This is a genomic window from Aminobacterium sp. MB27-C1 (assembly GCF_030908405.1).
In the GTDB taxonomy this organism is placed as follows: Bacteria; Synergistota; Synergistia; order Synergistales; family Aminobacteriaceae; genus Aminobacterium.
In genome coordinates this window covers 2,033,245-2,050,165 of record NZ_CP133089.1, presented here as the reverse complement: position 1 = coordinate 2,050,165, position 16,921 = coordinate 2,033,245, and the positions used below count along the sequence as shown (strand labels likewise).

Sequence of the window (16,921 nt, the reverse complement as noted above, 5' to 3'; positions counted from 1 at the left end):
ATGAAGGGAAAACTGAATGGCATCAAGATACTTTCGTTGGTCGTAGCCCTTGTTTTCGTGGCTATTGCCGGACGGGAGTTTTACGGACACCGACATTTCAAGGAACCGGTAGTTCCCTCTCCCTCACTTACTGAGGTGAAGAAACTCTCAGACTACGAACCGACGTTGAAGGGAACGCCCAACGACAGCAACGTCTACATTTTTGACAGTGGTGTTCCTGGCGGAACGGCTCTGCTTATTGGAGGAACCCACCCCGAGGAGCCGGCGTGCAACCTCGGAGCCCTTCTCGTCGCCGAGAACGTGAAGGTGGAGCAGGGACGGCTCATCGTCATTATTCGGGCGAACCGAAGCGCTTCTACATGCACTCGTATGGGCGAGGCCTACCCCACGTACTACTACGTAAAGACGCCGTGGGGACAGAAGCAGTTCCGTATGGGCGACCGCTGCACCAATCCACTGGACTCGTGGCCCGATCCCGAAGTGTATATCCACTATCCCAGCCGTCAGATGTTGGCCTATATGGATATCAGAAACCTGAACAGAACCTGGCCGGGTCGACCCAACGGCGCCCTTACAGAGCGAACCACCTGGGCCATGACCCAGCTCATTCGCCAGGAGAAGGTGGATATCGCCGTGGATCTTCACGAGGCCGAGCTTGAATATCCGGTGGAAAATACCATCGTAAGCCATGAGAAGGGGCAGGCCGTAGCGGCCATGACATCCATGACCCTCACCGCCGAGCTTTTCGAAGTGCCCCTGAGCATGGAGTTTTCACCCAAGGCCCTTCACGGCTTGTCTCACAGAGAGATCGGCGATCATACCGACGCCATGTCTCTTCTCGTTGAGGTTGCCGAACCCATGCTTGACCGTATTCGTGGCATTACCGACGAATATCTGCTCATGACGGGCCGCGATGAGTTTGTTATGAAGGCGGGGGAACACAAGCTCCTCTACGCTCCTATCGACGAGCGGGGCTGGCCTATCGATGTTCGGGTGGGACGCCATTCCTCCACATTCCAGAAAATGCTTGAATTTTATTCTCTTACAGCCGTTGATCGCCCCGTTGTTATCTCTGGGGTTCCAGGCTATACGGAAGTTATAGAGAACACGCTGGGCACCTATATGAAAAACCCTGAGGATGCACCAGCTCAAAACATCTACTACGATTAATCCACAATAAGATCGTTCCCCTCAGAAGCGGGTCTTTTAAAGACCCGCTTTTTGTGTATCATAATATAGGGTGAGGAGGGGAAAAATGAAGAATCTTTTTGATAAAAAGAATATTGATTGGAGTAAAGAGATTTCAGAGATATTAGCGGCAGGTAGCAACGTTAGAGTTGAACGTATTGTTTCTACAGGTCAATCTTCCCCGAAGGATTTTTGGTATGATCAGGAAGAATTCGAGTGGGTTTGCGTAATACAAGGCGAAGGTATAATCGATTGGGCTGATGGGGCTCGACGTACTTTAAAAGTTGGAGATTGGGTTCTTATCTCACCTCACGAAAAACACCGTGTCTCCAGCACTACAAAAGAGCCACCGTGTATTTGGCTTGCTTTTTTTTGGAAAGAGTAATACACCCCTACGGTTCTTTTTTTTATTAAGACGTGTTACGATATAAAAAGTTTTTGTTATTCAGGGGGCAAAAAATCATGATAGACAGAACCGTATGTGTGGATCGTCCTAAATTTAAACTTTCTCTTCTTTCGATTGGACATTTTTTCAATGACCTTTATGCAGCGTTTCTCCCGACATTTGTTCCAACTCTTATATCTCGACTTGGTATTACTATGGCTCAGGCGGGATTACTTAATTCTGTGGTTGGTATTATACATATTTTTCTTCAGCCATTACTCGGATATGTTTCAGATCGGACTGCACGTTCATACTTAGTTATGATTGGGCCCATCTTGACATGTCTCGGGGCAACCTTTCTTCCAAGTTCTCCTACGTATGGAATGGCTCTTTTTTTAGTGGGACTTTGGGGAGTAGGTAGTGCCACCTTTCATCCTCAGGGACATGGAGGAGTGGGACATGTTGTTCCTCAGGAAAAATTAACCGTTTCATTGGCAATTTTTAGTGTTGCCGGAAATATAGGAGTAACGATAAGTCCTCTTTTTGCAGTTGCTTTGGCAAAAATAGTGGGGGTAGAGAAAATCCCTTATATTGCCATTGTACCTGTTCTTATTCTCGCGATTGCTATTTATCGGTATATGCCTGTTTTAAGTGAAGAAGCGGCCGAGTTCCCTAAGAATCAGGGGGGACTTTTTCACTCTTTATTTTCAGTGCTTGGAGTAATCTATCCAGTATGGATGGTTTCTATGGCGCGAGATGCAACGAGCCAGGGAATTCGATTCTTTCTCCCCATCCGTATTGTTTCTGAAGGCGGCAACATTAGTATGGTTGGAACTATTCTCTTTTTGATTATGCTGTGTAGCACAATTGCTATGCTTATTAGCGGTAAACTTTCTGATAGATGGGGAAAGGTTCGAGTTCTTATATTTGTTCTTATCGCTGGTCCCATCTGTATGATTCCTGCTGCTTATATAGGTGGAAAAACATCAATAATATTATATATTCTGGGAACATCTTTTCTTAATTCAAGTATGCCTATAACGGCGGCAGTAGCTCAGGAACAGGTTCCTCATTCTCGAGGTATGGCGAGTTCCATTGTTATGGGATTATCGTGGGGGGTAGCCAATTTGTTGACAGGGCCGTTAGGAAAGTTGGGCGATGTCTTTGGAATTACCAGCACAATGCTTGTGGTTGCGGCACTTCCTCTTCTTGCTCTTCCCATGGTTTTTATGAAGTCGTTTCGATCCGCTGAATAAGAAGATTTAAAGACAAGAGGCATGAATATTGTTTGTGCCTCCTGTCTTTTATCTAAAAAATGTTCCTTCCCATAAACCTGTAAAAAAGGAACGGGCGTTTATTCCTATCCTTTTGGTATCGTATCCGCCCTCTTGAACGACAAGAGTAGGGTATTTCTCCTTACCAATATCTCTGCCATTTGCGTAAAAATCTTTAGCTGTTAAGTTCCAACTTCCTGTAGGGTCTTTTTGTGCAGTATCGAATCCAAGAGCTACAACAAGAAAGGAAGGAGAGAAGCGGCGTATTATTTTGAGGGCACGATGAAGGGCCTCTCCATATTTTTCCCCGTCAATATTCTCCGATAAAGGAATATTAACGTTATATCCCTTTCCTTCCCCTTCCCCTTTTTCGTCTTCAAATCCACTGAAATAGGGATAGGCAAAGGATGGGTGACCGTGAATCGAGATTGTGAGGACGTCATTTCTTTTGTAGAAAATATTTTGTTGTCCATTGCCGTGATGATAGTCAATATCAAGGATGGCTACCGTACCCCTATGACTGAGATACTGGGCTGCAGCGGCTGTACTATTTAGATAACAGAACCCTCCAAAGGCTCTTCGTTCACTATGATGGCCTGGAGGGCGAATTAAGGCATAGGCAAGGTGATGGCCTTCTTCGAGAAGCTTGGCTCCAGTAATGGCACAGTTTATTGCTTGACGGGCCGCTTGCCATGCAGGGCCGTTTAGAGGTGTAAATGTATCTATACAATAGTATCCTGCACGTATAACAAGTTCTTTGGGAGGTCGGGTTGCATTTCGTATGGGGAAAACATAAGGATAGACTGACGGATTTTTGCCTATAGATGTGCATACTTTTTTAAGATAGTCTAAAAAATCTCCATCGTGAATATTACGAAGCCATGAATCAGGTATAGGGCGAAGTCTTTCTTCTTTGAAAAGCCCGCTTTTCTCTAGATGGGAAAGAATTCGACCAATGCGAACAGGGGATTCGACATAACCTCTTTCATGTACATGATGAATAATATGTTCTTTGTTCATAAGTAGCGCTATCTTTTCATCATCTGGAATATTTCGAACAGGTAAGGATGCCTGTGCTTCTTTTATATAAACAAATGGACGTAAACGTATAGGATCGTCATTGAATGAGTTAACGACCATACTTATATACTCTGGTGGACAGATCCCTTTGTATTTCTTTTCAAGTATTGTTCGTACAATGCGTCGGGCCAGACCTTTTGAAAGAGGTCGGTTTTGCCCCAAATCATCAAAGACAAGATATGGAGGATTGTCTCCCCCTTCTTTGAGAGGTGTTTCATAGCGAGTTCCGATTATGGGGCGGGCGCCAAAGTACTCATAGAAGTGGAGGCGGGCTCTATTTTCTTTTCGTATCTCTGGGTTTCTGGAAATGGCAGGATCATCAGGTAAACATTCAAAAAATATTCCACGACACTCTAAGAGAAGAGCTTCTTGTCGTATTCGTTCATATAGAGCTCCTCCTATGCCTCGCCCTGTTGTCAATTTTGCGGCTGCAAGATAGTCAAGATACATAAAGTGAAGAAGGGGATCCACAAGAGTCAAAGCAAAACCCTGAACCTTGCGATGAGCCCCTTCTGCTACAAAAAGTATAGTTTGAAATCCATATTTTAATTGATCCCTGATTCTAAAAGGGAGTGCTTCTATTTCTTCTGACGTCAGTCCTGGAAATTGTTGTCTCAAAATTGCCTGAATCTGAATAAGAGCTTCTTTGTTAATCAAGAGCGTGTTATCGTAGATTCGGCGAATTCTGAACATAGTTACATCCTTTCTGTCTTTTCTGAAGACCACATCTCACTTCTTTTCTTGCGGGGAAGATTTTCAGGCTCCATTGAGGCTCCTTCCCGTTCAAAAAGAGTTGCGACTCCTCCTGACGAAAGTTCTTTTTGATGATTGCATATAGAGCTGCATTGGCCGTTGCAGCGACTTTGGTTGTCATCTGGCTCAGTATAGACCGTAAGGACACCCTCAAAGTTACGTAAGACTGTTTTGCGATCTGATTGAGAAATAACATAATTGGGCATTACAGGAATTTTCCCTCCACCGCCAGGCGCGTCGACAACAAATGTAGGAACAGCAAGCCCGGAAGTATGTCCTCGAAGAAATTCCATAATTTCGATGCCCTTTCCAATAGACGTTCTGAAATGTTCTATTCCTTGTGAAAGATCGCATTGATATATGTAATACGGCCGCACGCGAATCTTCAATAACTGCTGGTTGAGTTCTCTGAAGATATAGGGACAGTCGTTAATGCCTCTTAGCAGTACGGATTGATTTCCCAAGGGGATTCCGGCATCCGCCAATTTTCTGCACGCTTCAGCAGATTCTGGCGTTATTTCCTTAGGATGGTTGAACTGTATGTTCATCCAGAGGGGATGATATTTTTTTAACATGTTGCAGAGAGTATCAGTGATTCTCATTGGCATAACGACGGGAACACGAGTTCCTATTCGAATGATTTCTACATGGGGAATGGCCCGTATTTCACGAAGAATTGATTCGAGATAGTCGTCTGCTAGAGTTAGAGGGTCTCCGCCAGAGATAAGAACGTCGCGTATTACCGGCGTTTTACGAATGTAGTCTATGCATGCTTCTATCTCTTTTTCACTTCGAGGATGATCTGTTTGGCCAGCAAAGCGTCTTCGAGTACAATGTCGGCAATACATGGAACATTGATCCGTAACCAACAAAAGGCAACGATCAGGGTAACGATGAGTCAGGCCGGGAACAGGTGAATCAATCTCTTCGTGAAGAGGATCTCTACGATCAGTCTGAGCAATAAGTGTTTCTTGCAGTGTGGGGATGCACTGCTTGCGTATAGGGCACGAAGGATTATTCCTATCCATAAGAGAGGCGAAGTATGGAGTGATAGCCATTCTAAGCACGTTAAGGCTGCGTTTAATGGTAGCCGACTCACTCTTCGTCAACTCTACAACGCGTTCAAGTTGTTCGACATTTGTAATACGGTTTGCCAGTTGCCAATGCCAATCATTCCAGTTTTCTTCACCTGCTTCCTCTCGCAGATTCCGAACTTGGGTTAATTGCATCGGTTTTCTTTCTAACTTAACACGAGGTTTTAATTTCTTTTGTGTAGATGACAAGGTCATCACCTTCCCCATAAAAATTGTGGATTCGACCACTTTCTTCATATCCGGCATGCACATAAAAGTGACGTTGCCCGGCATATGCTTGTTTCCCAGATGTCTCTACACGTATAACCGCATTTTTATGAATATTGAGAAGCTCTGCCTCCATTTTTTCTTGAAGGACTAATCCAATCCCTTGTCTTTGAAAATCAGGGCTCACAACAATCCAGTACAAATCCCATGCGAATGCTGTCATAGGAGTAGCGCCGTAAATGAGGAATCCAGCAAGAATTCCCTTTCGATATTCTTCTAAAAGTACATAATCTTTTGATGGATAGGCTTGCCATTCCAAAAGGACTTCTTTTAATACAGAGCATTCTTCGGTTGTAAAAGCCTTTGTTGCTTGTGCAATGGCAAGATATTCATCGATTGAGAGATGACCGCTATTCATGACCTGACCTCTTTTCACTGTTCTCTATTGCCAGCTGGAGTATCTCACTCACAAGTTGTTCATAGGTTCCGCCATTTTTTACATATTGTCTGGCCAGTCCGCTATCACGTGTAAGAGCAGGATTGGGGTTAATATCGATAACGAAAAAATTCCCGTTGTGTTCTCGTATATCGACGCGAAAATATCCTTTACAACCTGCAACCTCTGCGGCCGAAGAGGCCATAGCGAGAATGTTTTGCTTTATGGAGCCGGAAAGGTCTACATGTTCAGGCCATAGATTCCATTCAGGGCTCTCTTCGTCCCATTTAGCATCATAAGATAGATATGCTGGAACGTTTGGATAGCGGCTGTAGTCAAGGGTCCACAGTGCAATTGTCTTAAACGGGGCATTGCCAATAAAACTTACGCTGTACTCTGAGCCTGAGAGAAACTCTTGAGCCAGAATTCCTTTAGGGAACATCTCCAGCTTTTCTTCAACACTTTCTTGAAGTTCCTTCTCGTTACGGACCAAGGATTTTGAGTCTATACCTACGCTCCCGTCTTCTGATCGAGGTTTGATAAACAACGGAAAACGTAATTCATGTATTTTCGCGATATCTTCCCTAGTTTGTAAGTAATATGTTAACGGAACGGGAATGCCCTCCTTTTTAAGTTGAGACTGAAGGGCAAATTTATCAATACATAGGCGGAGTGCTGATGATGGATTTCCTGTGTAGGGAATGTGGTTTTTTTCTAAAAGTTCACAGAAGGTAGCTTCAAGCCATGGGGCAGATCCAAAACCTTCAAAGAGATTAAAAATACATAATGGATTTGCATTTTTAAGATGCTCTATAAGGTGCTTAGGGTGAGCCATATCAGCCTGAAAAATGTCTAGATTGTAGACAAAATACCCCTCAGAACTGAGCGCACGACCAACTTCTTCGCGACATAAAAGGCTGTCGAGAAGATCTTGACGAAGAGTATTTTCCTTAGCGGCAGTTATGAAAACTGGACGTTGACCGCAACCAGGAGGTTCTATCGATTGTTCTTTGGTATTCATCATAGGGCCTTCTCTCTTTGAAGTTCCTGTTTTTTCAAGCAGGCGGCACTTAAGTTGTACCGTGAGAAGGCCTCGCGAAGGAGCATTTTAATAAGATGTGTATATTCCCCTCCGCTAAGGCGATAAAGGATGGGTAAATCGCTATATGCAGGTGACAATCCAGGCAGTGGATTGATATCAATAACACGAGGTTCTCCACTTTCGTCGAGGCGAAAATCAATTCGTGCTATATCACGAAGTTCAAGGGCTTTAAAAGCTTCTACTGCTAATTTAGCCACTTTTTGCCGAAGATTGGCACTGATTGTTTCGGGACCGTTATATCGAATTCGCTCGAGATAATTTCTTTTTTCTTCAAGAGAGTACAAAAAGGTTTTAGTTTTGTTTACTGGCGAAATAGTCATCATTCCAATACACTCTGGATTGGAATTCCCGGCAACTCCAGCCGTTATCTCAACACCAGGTAAGAATGCCTCCACTACAGCAGGCTGATCGTAGCGTTTCCAGACTCTTTCTATACACTCTTCCATTTTTTGAGGAGTATTTACAACTGAGTCGAGGAAAATCCCCTTTGACGACCCTTCCCAGCGAGGTTTTACTATGCATCTTTTACTGACGGAGAATAGCTGGCGTGCTTTATCCAAGTCTTCTGTGGATCTTACTACGTAGCTTTCCGGTACGGGAACATTCGAGGCACGAAGAACGTGTGTGGTCAAAACTTTATCCAGCCCTATAGCCAAAGATGTGGAGTCTGAACCACTAAAAGGAATGCCAAGACTTTCGAGAATGCATGGTACCTGCGACTCTCTTCCTCTGAAGTTTCCTACCCCTTCGGCTATATTCAATACAAAATCCGGAGCAACGGATTCAAGTTTCTGTACGAGGAATTCATTCTGTTCAAAAAGAAATACCTGAAATCCGAGACGGGTCACTTCTGTACAGAGTGATTCCACGGTTTCCAGGCAGTCATATTCTTCATACTTGTCATCAGGTTCTCCCATTTGGGCTTCCTGACGTAAGTTATAGGTAATGCCAATAATGTTTACTTCTTTTTTCGTGAGAGGTAGAGGATTCTCTCGTTCCTCTTCATATAACCCTTCCATAATTTTTAACCCCCGATTATGTTTCTTAGTAGTTCTCTCCCCCAAGAGGAAGGTCTTTATTTAAAAAGTTCTTAAACGTCTTTATAAGCCTTTTGGCTCATTATTCCCCTCCTATAAGCGGAAAAATCCGCTTTCTAATCGCGGGTCCTTCTTGAGCGGATTATATTCCTTTTGTGTCTAAATACAAGTAGGAAAATAAAGGAAGCGGGACAGAAAAAATCCCGCTTCAATTTTATTTTCTAGAAACTTTCTTTAGAAACGGAAAAGAGATGCAACGCTTGATGTGTCAGGCATATGTTCTGGGAGAAGAGCATATACTCGACCTCCCCGTAGCAACGTGTGAGATGCTATGAAATCTAGCAAGTCAATATCTCCGACTTGCTTTTCAGAATGGATTGTAGTCTGTAATGTTTTTTCGTCGAATGTTCCCCATATCTGATGATTGAGGGCGACAAAAACAGTATCTACTTTTCCAGTGAAAGCGGCACGAGTTGTTTCTTCTACGTCACAGGATGTTTTACCCGTTCCCTTCATTTCCACATATCGTTCTGCCAGTGTTTTTTCTTCTTTTTTGAAGTGGATATGTGCAATTTCCCAACCTTTTTCCCCAAGTTCCTGTGTTGAAAAAGTGTCAGGATTTCCGTAGATTCCTTCCTCTAGCAAATCGGCGTATGTATTGGCTTCTTTATATATGGGATGAAGATAATCTACACCTGCGAGAACAAGGGGAGCATGTTCCCCTTCAAGGAGGTCTGAAATTCCTTTATCTATAGTTTGAAAATATTTAAGAATATATTTTTTCTCTACTTCGGCTCCCATAGCCTGGCCTCTGGTTACTGTCCCTTTCATTCCTGAAGGACTATAGCCAATGACAGGGTATTGAAGTTGCCGTTCAGGAGAATCGAAACCAAGTGCTTCTGTTACATTTTGAGGTAAATTCTCTACGTTTAATTCTCTTATACTCGTGCGGGTTCCTTCTAGCAAACGGACTCCTTTTTGACTCAGACCGAGAATAAAAAATTTACCATCTCCACTTAACAACGGGAAAAGGGGTTTTAAATAAAAGTTTTCACCAGTTACCACAATATCTGAAAACGGAAAAGGTTCGTTGAATGTCTCGAAAAACTGAGAAGAAACAAACATTGCCAAACCGTTTTCGAGATTTTGCCAAAAGACAGAATTAGAAAGCAATGCTTTGGCTTGAGTAAGAAGGTTATCAATTTCTTGATCTTTCATCCCGAGGTCTTTAAGAGCTTTTTCACCATTTTGAAGTAAGCTTTTAAATCGTATTTGAGCCTGACGAGGATCTCCTGGTGCTGGGTTGGTCATGTAGAGAGAGAGGCACGGTTTCTGACCTTCTTCTAAAAGATTCTTCAAATCATCTCTGGTCAGTATTTTCACATCTTCATCCTCCCTTCAACTTACAAAATCGAGAGGAGGTATGTAGAAGACCTCCTCCCATATTAAAACAAAACTACGAGATTCTAAGAGGAATGATAGCTTCAGGGTTAATTACTCTAAATGTAAAAGATTCTGTAAAGAAGAATGTTCCCTTACGTGAATCATTGCCAACGAACCCAAGAGAAAGATCTTGTCCGATAACAAGTTCCATATCGTCCCCTCGTGTGGAGACAAGGAAAGATTCTTTCTCATGTGTGGAAAGAATAACCGGACCATTGAGGACTTCCTTTATATTTTTAATAAGAGGATAGCATTCAGATACAGAGTAAATGATTTTCCATAATTCGGGAGAAGCTACCAGAGCATAGGGGCCCTCTACGGCGTCTTTTTGAAAACGGTAAAGGGCAGAACTGATAGCATCCATTATTCCTCGTACAGAAGAAGTATCGGTCATAGGCATCATTCTGTCTTTAGCCGCTTCTGCAAGACCAACAATACCAGCAGAGGGTAGGCCTTCATAAATAGCGCGTTCTTCAAAGATCGCAATATTTCGAGCTGCTTCTTCTAAAGGGGCGAGATCGGGGTTTTTCAGCCCGCGAGTTATGTTGTCTAATTCCCATAAATCAAGATCAAATGTAATTCGAGGTTCCACTAAGGGGAGAACCTGATGAATGCCGTAGGCTACGTTATTTTTTGTCGTTTCCGTTTCTGATTGCACTTCAAGGCGGCCACATGGATGGGCAGCATAATCCCAACCTTTGGGAGGAGCAACGTCAATGAACTTTCGTGCTGAAAGGTGCGATTCTAAAACCCGTTTGGCCTGCTCATCCATTTCATGCCAAGCCTCTTGACTGACCATTTCTGTTGTTCTTCGAAGTATATCCATATAGGAAACCTCCTTATCTTTTAAGACTGCCAATATTCAAGGTTCCTGATAAAGATTCCTCTGTTTTCGATGGAGAGTCGGATGCACCTTCTTCTACTTGGAGTAAAGGCCTTTCTGTAAAAAGATATTGGCGTAATTCATTATCCCATCCAGGCATATTTCGCCGTAGCCACTCAATGAGCATAGCCGCATGTTCAATTTCTTCATCTCTGTTATGTCCCAGTAAAGATTTGAGTTCGTCGTCTTCAGTAGCGGCAACCCTCTGGTTATACCAGTTAATGGCTTCTAGTTCTTCCTGTAAACTTTTGAGCACCATAGCGCAGCGACGAGTAGTGTTGTCCAGATGTTCTACTGGTTCCGTATACTGCATTCTTTCACTCCTCTCAAAAGTAAAAAATGGCGGGCAGATTCCATAATCCACCCGCCTTTCTACATTAGTTGGTCTCTTCGTTCTTTATCTCAATACTTTTATATTTTTCTGGTTGTTTCTTTTCTGTGATTTCTATGGTCAAAATACCATTTTTGTACGAAGCTTTTGCACTTTCCGGATCCACTTCTTCGGGAAATTGCAAGATACGGGAAATATTTCCATAGTATCTTTCGGCTCTGTAGTAATTCTCGTCTTCTATTTGCCGTTCGTCTTTTTTCACCACATTAAGAACGAGTCTATCGTGGTAGATTTTTAAGTCGACCTGGGCAGGATCTACTCCTGGTAGCTCAAGCTCCGCAATAATCTTGCCGTCTTTCCTGTACATATCACCACGAGGAGTCATGGATGTCGAAGCTGACTCTTCATTCCATGGGAAAGATGACATCACGTCATCAAAACTCCTAAACATGTTTTTCATCATATTCTCCATGGGAGAACTAAAAAAAGTTGAAGGAAACACTCTGTCTAAAGGCCTCCGAGCTAAATATCGTTTCATAAGCTCCACCTCCTAAAATACTGACCTTTATTGACCTTTCAGTAATTATTATATACGTCAGCATTGGTTAGGCAAGTTCCCATGACCTTCTAAAAAGGGGAATAATCCAATTTATTTCTTAAAATATGAAGTAACGTTAAATTTCCTTGTGTAATCTCGTTTTTCTGCAGGAATTTTTAGGTTCAACCTTACGTTATAATGAAAAGGATGAAGAGAGAGGAGGTTAATAATATGAAAAAAACTATTGGCATTCAGATGCCACTCTATCCGGCACCTGTTCTTATTATCGGGAATTATGACGAAAAAGGCAAGCCGAATGTTATGACAGCTGCGTGGGGAGGTATATGTTGCTCTGTGCCTCCTTGTATAACTATCTCTGTGCAGAAGATTCGTTATAGCTACAAAAATATTCTGGATAGGAAGGCTTTTACCGTCAATATACCGTCTGATAAATATGTGAAAGAAGCAGATTTTTTTGGTATGGTTTCAGGGCGCGATCATGATAAATTTGAGGAAACCAAACTTACTCCAATTCGGGGAGAAAAAGTAGATGCTCCCTATATTGAAGAGTTTCCCATCTCCATTGAATGTCGGTTAGTACACACTCTTGAGCTAGGAACTCATGTAATGTTTGTTGGGGAGGTCCTTAATGCATTGGCCAGTGAAGAGTGTCTTGCCAATGATGGCTATCCAGATCCGACTCTTGTTCAGCCTGTAATATTTTCTCCGAAATTTCGCCACTACTATGCTTTAGGTTCTGATTTGGGAGAAGCATATAAATTAGGAAAGTTTTTCATTAAATAAAAGGTACGTTTTCAGTAAAGATCCCGCGGGGTGTACTTTCTTTCCTCGCGGGTTTTTTTGTAGGGATATAATAAAGTAAGTTTTTAAACAGGAGGAGTAAAGATGCTTTATCAACAAGAAAATAATTCAGCTTTTTCCGGAGTGCTCCCTAAAAGAGAAGATATGGATTCTATGTATATGTGGAAATTAGAGGATATTTATATTTCTATTGAAAAATGGGAAGAAGACTTTAAAAATCTCGAAAAAATGTTGCCTCGTTTTCAAGAGTATCAGGGGCATCTTTTCGAATCTCCCCAAAAATTGTTTGAGAGTATTCAACTTATGGAAAATGCCGAAATTATAATGGGGAAGCTTTATGCATACGCAGTAATGAAAAGTCATGAGGATACGTCAAAAGAAATCTATCAGGCATTGGCAGATAGGGCAGGTTCTCTGCTTACCAAATTGTCTGCAGCTGTTTCTTTTTATACCCCAGAGATTTTATCTGCAGAGGATGGTCTTTTGCAGAGCTTCATAAACCAGTCTTCGGACTTGAAGAAATACGTTTTTTTCTTTGAAAATATTTTACGAATGAGACCTCATACTCTCTCTCAATCTGAGGAAGAATTGCTTGCTCGCGCTGGAGAAGTGGCCCGAGGACCAGAAGAGATATTCTCTCTTTTTACCAACGCAGATATGAAATTTCCCACTGTCGTTGACGAAAAGGGAAATGAAGTGGAACTCAGTGAGGAAAGGTACATTCGGTTTATTCGCTCAAAAGATCGTCGTGTTCGCCAAGACGCTTATGAAAGCCTTTTTGATACGTACAGCAAGTATAAAAATTCTTTGGCAGCCATGTATAGTTCAAGCGTCAAAAGCGACCTTTTTTATGCTCAATCAAGAAAATATGAAAGTTGTCTGGAGGGGGCTCTTGATTCAGATCATATCCCCTTGTCGGTTTACGATGCTGTTGTAGATACTATTCGTGAAAATCTCGCTCCTCTTCATGAATATGTGGCTTTGAGAAAAGAGGTTCTCGAGGTTCCTGAGTTGCGCATGCACGATCTTTATGTTCCCCTCGTTGATGAACCGCATAAAGATATTTCTTACGATGAGGCGTGCTCTATGGTTTTAAAGGGATTAGAACCTCTTGGAAAAGAGTATCTGTCGATTTTAAAGCATGGATTTGAATCTAGCTGGATTGATGTTTATGAAAACCAGGGGAAAAGAAAGGGTGCCTATTCGTGGGGGAGTTATGGAACTCATCCCTATGTTTTGCTGAATTATAATGGCACCATTAATGACGTTTTTACTATTGCTCATGAAATGGGACACTCTATCCATACGTGGTATTCTCATAAGAATCAGCCCTTTATCTATGCGGATTACACTATATTTTTAGCAGAAGTTGCTTCGACTACAAATGAAGCGTTGTTACTTCATTATCTTATTGAGAACTCTACAGACCGAAACACTCGAATCTATTTATTGAATTACTTCCTTGAACAGATACGTACAACTGTATATCGTCAGGCCATGTTTGCAGATTTTGAGCGAACATCTCACTCTATGGCAGAAAAAGGAGATCCCCTTACGGCAGATCGTCTATCTACTATATGGCATGATCTTAATGTTGCTTATTATGGGCCGTCTATCTCTGTTGATAATCGTATTGATATTGAATGGGCGCGAATTCCCCATTTCTATTCTGCCTTTTATGTGTATAAGTACGTTACGGGATATGCTGCTGCAACATCTCTTTCACAACAGATTTTGAATGATGGGGAAATAAAAAGAACCCGCTATCTTGATTTCTTGAAACAGGGAAGTTCTTCTTATTCCATTAATATTCTTAAAAATGCGGGAGTAGATATGACATCATCTGCACCTCTCGAAGAAACAATTGCTGTTTTTAAAGAAAAGATGGCAGAGCTTAAAGAGTTACTTGGATAAAATTAGAAAGAGAGTTCCTGAGGGCACTTCAGGAACTCTCTTTTTTCTGGGGAATCTCTTAAACATCTGGAGGTGGTGATTTCCATATAAATTACATATCTATAGCATATACAAAAAAACGTTCAATTACATGGGACTAATATACAAAATACAAAGAAAGTACAGCCCCTTTTTTAGACATTTGCACCATGTTCTTAATATAAAAACTGAGGCGCTATATTTTCTGCTATTTTCCCCATCTCCCACCCTGCATAAGTTAACCCCTTTACTTTTGAATGAACGATCAATATCTCACGGTTTATATCATTAAGTCCCTCCAGAGGGAGTATCACTACATCCTTTTGCTTCACTTCTTTTCTTGCCGCTGTTTCCATTACAATGCCGATACCAAAACCTCTCGAAACAAGTTGAATAAGCAGTTCTTGATTATCTACTTGAATTAAATGGGGCATTTTCAATTTATTTTTGATGAAGAAATCATTTACAAAGTAATGCAATGGCGTATCTGCGCTATATGAAATGAAGTGTTGGTCTAACAATTGCTCTGGGTAAACTATTTTTGATTTTGCCCAAGGATGCCCTGTGGGAGCAATAAGAGCAAAAGCGCTTCGTCCCAATGTTTGGCTTATTAAAGATGAAGAGGGGGTGAGAAGAGGATTATGTTCCCAAAAGGCAAGTTCTATATTGTCATTTTCTATCATGTCAATAAGGGCTTGTTCGGTTGCTGTTTTAATTTGAAGCTCTATATGAGGAAATTTACTCCTATATGTAGAGATGATTAAAGGTAATAGTGTCTTTCCGCAACTTGGTGTCGTTCCGATACAGAGCTCTCCATATTTGAGAAGTTGCATTTCCCGAAATTTTTCTGGAATGGAATCTACTCGTTTTAACAGGTCCTGAGCCAGAATGTACAGAGCCCTGCCTTCGGGGGTCAGAGAGATAGAGCGTCCACGGCGAACAAACAATTTTACATCATATGATTTTTCAAGTGTTGCTATGTATTGGCTTACAGAAGGCTGTGAGAGAAATAGTTTTTCTCCCGCCAGCCGGAAGGATCCCTCCTCAACAATAGAACAGAAAACACGTAATTGATTAAGGTTCATAGGTATCCCTTCTTTTCCATAAGATTTATATGATGATTCATATTAGGTATTGTTTATTGAAATAAATAGTAACAGATGTATGCTTGTTTATAAAATAAGGAGGAGGCAATATGGTTCTCAGTGGAAAACGACAAACTGATTTGATCCGATTATGCCAAGAATTAATCCGAAGGCCGAGTCTCTCAGGAAAAGAGCGGGAAGTTGCACTTTTTACGGCAGAAATAATGCGGTCGGTAGGGTATGATGATGTAACAATAGATGCTTATGGAAATGTAATTGGACGTATTTTTTTTGCCACCCCTGGGAAAAGACTTTTATTTGAATCTCAAATGGATCATGTTGATCCAGGAATCCCGACGGATTGGAGCTATTATCCTTACGGAGCATTTATAAAAAATGGTTGCATTTATGGCCGAGGAGCGTCAGATCAGAAGGGGTGTCTGGCTGCTATGATTATGGCTGGGGCAGCTTTGAAAGAGGATCAGCATAAAAATCTTCAGGGTGAGATTGTTGTTGCAGGAACGGTTTTTCAAGAACGTTTTGAGGGAATCTCATCGCGGGCAGTTGCTCTTTCTTACCCTCCTGATTTTGTAGTTATAGGGGAAGCTTCTCAACTTGAAGTAGAACGTGGGCAGAGAGGTCGAGCTGAAATTGTTATTGAAACACAAGGACGTATGGCCCATTCTGCTCAGCCTGAATACGGAACAAACGCGGCGGACGCTATGACCCGCATTCTTTCTTCTATTCATTGTTCCTTTAAACCTGATTCAGATCCTTATCTTGGACAAGGCATTCTTGTTTTAACGAATCTTCGTACTTTCCCCGAATTTACGAATGGAATGGTGCCTCAAGTCTGTAAAGCTACGTACGATCTTCGTCTTCTTCCTTACGATACTCCCGAAAAAATATTAGATCGACTTCAAATTATTGTTAACACGAAAAAAAACGATATGGAAGGTATTCGCGCCTTAATTTATATATCAGCTACAGAAGATCGCTGTTATACAGGTGCCCCTATACGTGGAAAACATTTTGCCAGAGCATGGGTTTTACCTGAAGACTCTTTCTATTTGAAAAAAGTTTTAGAAGGGGTGGAAAAGGCAGGGCTTGCTCCTCGTCTTTCAGAATCTCCTGGTTTCGGAACGAACGGTTGTTACTATGCTGGTGAAATGGGAATTCCTACCGTGGCTTTTGGCCCTTCTTGTCGGGAGTTAGCTCATACTGTTGATGAATATATTGAAATAGAGCAGCTTGCCTTAGCTTATCGAGGGTATTGCGGTATAGCAGAATCTATTCTTTCTTGAATATTAATTTTTAGAAAAATAGATGAA

Annotated in this window: 16 protein-coding genes; 6 read left to right on the top strand and 10 right to left on the bottom strand. The window is 41.9% G+C overall.

Annotated elements, in window-relative coordinates; translation table 11 throughout:
* The 3 genes from RBH88_RS09955 (at position 1) to RBH88_RS09945 (ending at position 2,829) form a co-directional block, all read left to right on the top strand.
* Positions 1 to 1,170, top strand: coding sequence for a succinylglutamate desuccinylase (locus RBH88_RS09955; RefSeq protein WP_213691304.1), 1,170 nt, complete (start codon positions 1 to 3; stop codon positions 1,168 to 1,170).
* Positions 1,171 to 1,255: 85 nt separating this feature from the next.
* Entirely contained in the window at positions 1,256 to 1,573 is a 318-nt protein-coding gene (locus RBH88_RS09950) for a cupin domain-containing protein (RefSeq protein ID WP_213699471.1), read from the top strand.
* Between the two features lie 77 nt (positions 1,574 to 1,650).
* Positions 1,651 to 2,829, top strand: a complete 1,179-nt coding sequence (locus tag RBH88_RS09945; RefSeq protein ID WP_213701548.1) for an MFS transporter — start codon at positions 1,651 to 1,653, stop codon at positions 2,827 to 2,829.
* 48 nt (positions 2,830 to 2,877) lie between these two features.
* Here the strand turns inward: RBH88_RS09945 and RBH88_RS09940 are convergent, their stop codons facing one another.
* The 9 genes from RBH88_RS09940 to RBH88_RS09900 all read right to left on the bottom strand — a co-directional run bounded on the left by RBH88_RS09940 (position 2,878) and on the right by RBH88_RS09900 (position 11,751).
* Positions 2,878 to 4,620, bottom strand: coding sequence for a histone deacetylase family protein (locus RBH88_RS09940; protein ID WP_213699472.1), 1,743 nt, complete (start codon positions 4,618 to 4,620; stop codon positions 2,878 to 2,880).
* Between the two features lie 2 nt (positions 4,621 to 4,622).
* The gene (ablA, locus tag RBH88_RS09935) at positions 4,623 to 5,909 is read right to left on the bottom strand and encodes a lysine 2,3-aminomutase (protein ID WP_213689963.1); all 1,287 of its coding nucleotides are present in this window, start codon (positions 5,907 to 5,909) and stop codon (positions 4,623 to 4,625) included.
* A 16-nt stretch (positions 5,910 to 5,925) separates the two neighbouring features.
* A complete protein-coding gene (locus RBH88_RS09930) occupies positions 5,926 to 6,399 on the bottom strand; it encodes an N-acetyltransferase (protein WP_213701547.1) in 474 nt (157 codons plus the stop codon).
* Positions 6,392 to 7,441 carry an ATP-grasp domain-containing protein gene (locus tag RBH88_RS09925; RefSeq protein ID WP_213695250.1) on the bottom strand — a complete coding sequence of 350 codons (1,050 nt, stop codon included), beginning with the start codon at positions 7,439 to 7,441 and terminating at the stop codon, positions 6,392 to 6,394. Before RBH88_RS09925 ends, RBH88_RS09930 begins: the two co-directional genes overlap by 8 nt.
* Positions 7,438 to 8,538: an ATP-grasp domain-containing protein gene (locus tag RBH88_RS09920; RefSeq protein WP_213689960.1), complete on the bottom strand. Its 1,101-nt coding sequence runs from the start codon at positions 8,536 to 8,538 to the stop codon at positions 7,438 to 7,440. The genes RBH88_RS09925 and RBH88_RS09920 overlap by 4 nt, the downstream gene beginning before the upstream one ends.
* 252 nt (positions 8,539 to 8,790) lie before the next feature.
* Positions 8,791 to 9,939, bottom strand: a complete 1,149-nt coding sequence (locus RBH88_RS09915) for a hypothetical protein (protein WP_213689959.1) — start codon at positions 9,937 to 9,939, stop codon at positions 8,791 to 8,793.
* Positions 9,940 to 10,012: 73 nt separating this feature from the next.
* Positions 10,013 to 10,825: a family 1 encapsulin nanocompartment shell protein gene (locus RBH88_RS09910; RefSeq protein WP_213689958.1), complete on the bottom strand. Its 813-nt coding sequence runs from the start codon at positions 10,823 to 10,825 to the stop codon at positions 10,013 to 10,015.
* 13 nt (positions 10,826 to 10,838) lie between these two features.
* Positions 10,839 to 11,195 (bottom strand): encapsulin-associated ferritin-like protein, encoded by a 357-nt coding sequence (locus RBH88_RS09905; protein ID WP_213695251.1) that lies wholly within the window; start codon positions 11,193 to 11,195, stop codon positions 10,839 to 10,841.
* A 64-nt stretch (positions 11,196 to 11,259) separates the two neighbouring features.
* A complete protein-coding gene (locus tag RBH88_RS09900) occupies positions 11,260 to 11,751 on the bottom strand; it encodes an Hsp20/alpha crystallin family protein (protein WP_213699475.1) in 492 nt (163 codons plus the stop codon).
* 231 nt (positions 11,752 to 11,982) lie between these two features.
* On the opposite strand from RBH88_RS09900, the gene RBH88_RS09895 reads away from it, so the two are divergent.
* A complete protein-coding gene (locus RBH88_RS09895; RefSeq protein ID WP_213689955.1) occupies positions 11,983 to 12,555 on the top strand; it encodes a flavin reductase family protein in 573 nt (190 codons plus the stop codon).
* Positions 12,556 to 12,657: 102 nt separating this feature from the next.
* Positions 12,658 to 14,487, top strand: a complete 1,830-nt coding sequence (gene pepF / locus RBH88_RS09890) for an oligoendopeptidase F (protein WP_307879595.1) — start codon at positions 12,658 to 12,660, stop codon at positions 14,485 to 14,487.
* Positions 14,488 to 14,681: 194 nt separating this feature from the next.
* Here pepF and RBH88_RS09885 read toward each other — a convergent pair whose 3' ends face one another.
* A complete protein-coding gene (locus RBH88_RS09885) occupies positions 14,682 to 15,590 on the bottom strand; it encodes a LysR family transcriptional regulator (RefSeq protein WP_213689953.1) in 909 nt (302 codons plus the stop codon).
* A 110-nt stretch (positions 15,591 to 15,700) separates the two neighbouring features.
* Between RBH88_RS09885 and RBH88_RS09880 the strand changes: the two genes are divergently transcribed.
* A complete protein-coding gene (locus tag RBH88_RS09880) occupies positions 15,701 to 16,894 on the top strand; it encodes a YgeY family selenium metabolism-linked hydrolase (protein ID WP_307879594.1) in 1,194 nt (397 codons plus the stop codon).
* The last annotated feature ends 27 nt before the right edge of the window (positions 16,895 to 16,921 follow it).

Excerpts from the sequence above, each read along its gene's own strand:
- RBH88_RS09900 (WP_213699475.1), bottom strand. The coding sequence starts at position 11,751 with ATGAAACGATATTTAGCTCGGAGGCCTTTAGACAGAGTGTTTCCTTCA.
- RBH88_RS09920 (WP_213689960.1), bottom strand. The coding sequence starts at position 8,538 with ATGGAAGGGTTATATGAAGAGGAACGAGAGAATCCTCTACCTCTCACG.
- RBH88_RS09945 (WP_213701548.1), top strand. The coding sequence starts at position 1,651 with ATGATAGACAGAACCGTATGTGTGGATCGTCCTAAATTTAAACTTTCT.
- RBH88_RS09925 (WP_213695250.1), bottom strand. The coding sequence starts at position 7,441 with ATGATGAATACCAAAGAACAATCGATAGAACCTCCTGGTTGCGGTCAA.
- ablA (WP_213689963.1), bottom strand. The coding sequence starts at position 5,909 with ATGCAATTAACCCAAGTTCGGAATCTGCGAGAGGAAGCAGGTGAAGAA.
- RBH88_RS09950 (WP_213699471.1), top strand. The coding sequence starts at position 1,256 with ATGAAGAATCTTTTTGATAAAAAGAATATTGATTGGAGTAAAGAGATT.
- RBH88_RS09905 (WP_213695251.1), bottom strand. The coding sequence starts at position 11,195 with ATGCAGTATACGGAACCAGTAGAACATCTGGACAACACTACTCGTCGC.
- RBH88_RS09930 (WP_213701547.1), bottom strand. The coding sequence starts at position 6,399 with ATGAATAGCGGTCATCTCTCAATCGATGAATATCTTGCCATTGCACAA.
- RBH88_RS09880 (WP_307879594.1), top strand. The coding sequence starts at position 15,701 with ATGGTTCTCAGTGGAAAACGACAAACTGATTTGATCCGATTATGCCAA.
- RBH88_RS09895 (WP_213689955.1), top strand. The coding sequence starts at position 11,983 with ATGAAAAAAACTATTGGCATTCAGATGCCACTCTATCCGGCACCTGTT.
- RBH88_RS09885 (WP_213689953.1), bottom strand. The coding sequence starts at position 15,590 with ATGAACCTTAATCAATTACGTGTTTTCTGTTCTATTGTTGAGGAGGGA.
- RBH88_RS09940 (WP_213699472.1), bottom strand. The coding sequence starts at position 4,620 with ATGTTCAGAATTCGCCGAATCTACGATAACACGCTCTTGATTAACAAA.
- pepF (WP_307879595.1), top strand. The coding sequence starts at position 12,658 with ATGCTTTATCAACAAGAAAATAATTCAGCTTTTTCCGGAGTGCTCCCT.
- RBH88_RS09910 (WP_213689958.1), bottom strand. The coding sequence starts at position 10,825 with ATGGATATACTTCGAAGAACAACAGAAATGGTCAGTCAAGAGGCTTGG.
- RBH88_RS09955 (WP_213691304.1), top strand. The coding sequence starts at position 1 with ATGAAGGGAAAACTGAATGGCATCAAGATACTTTCGTTGGTCGTAGCC.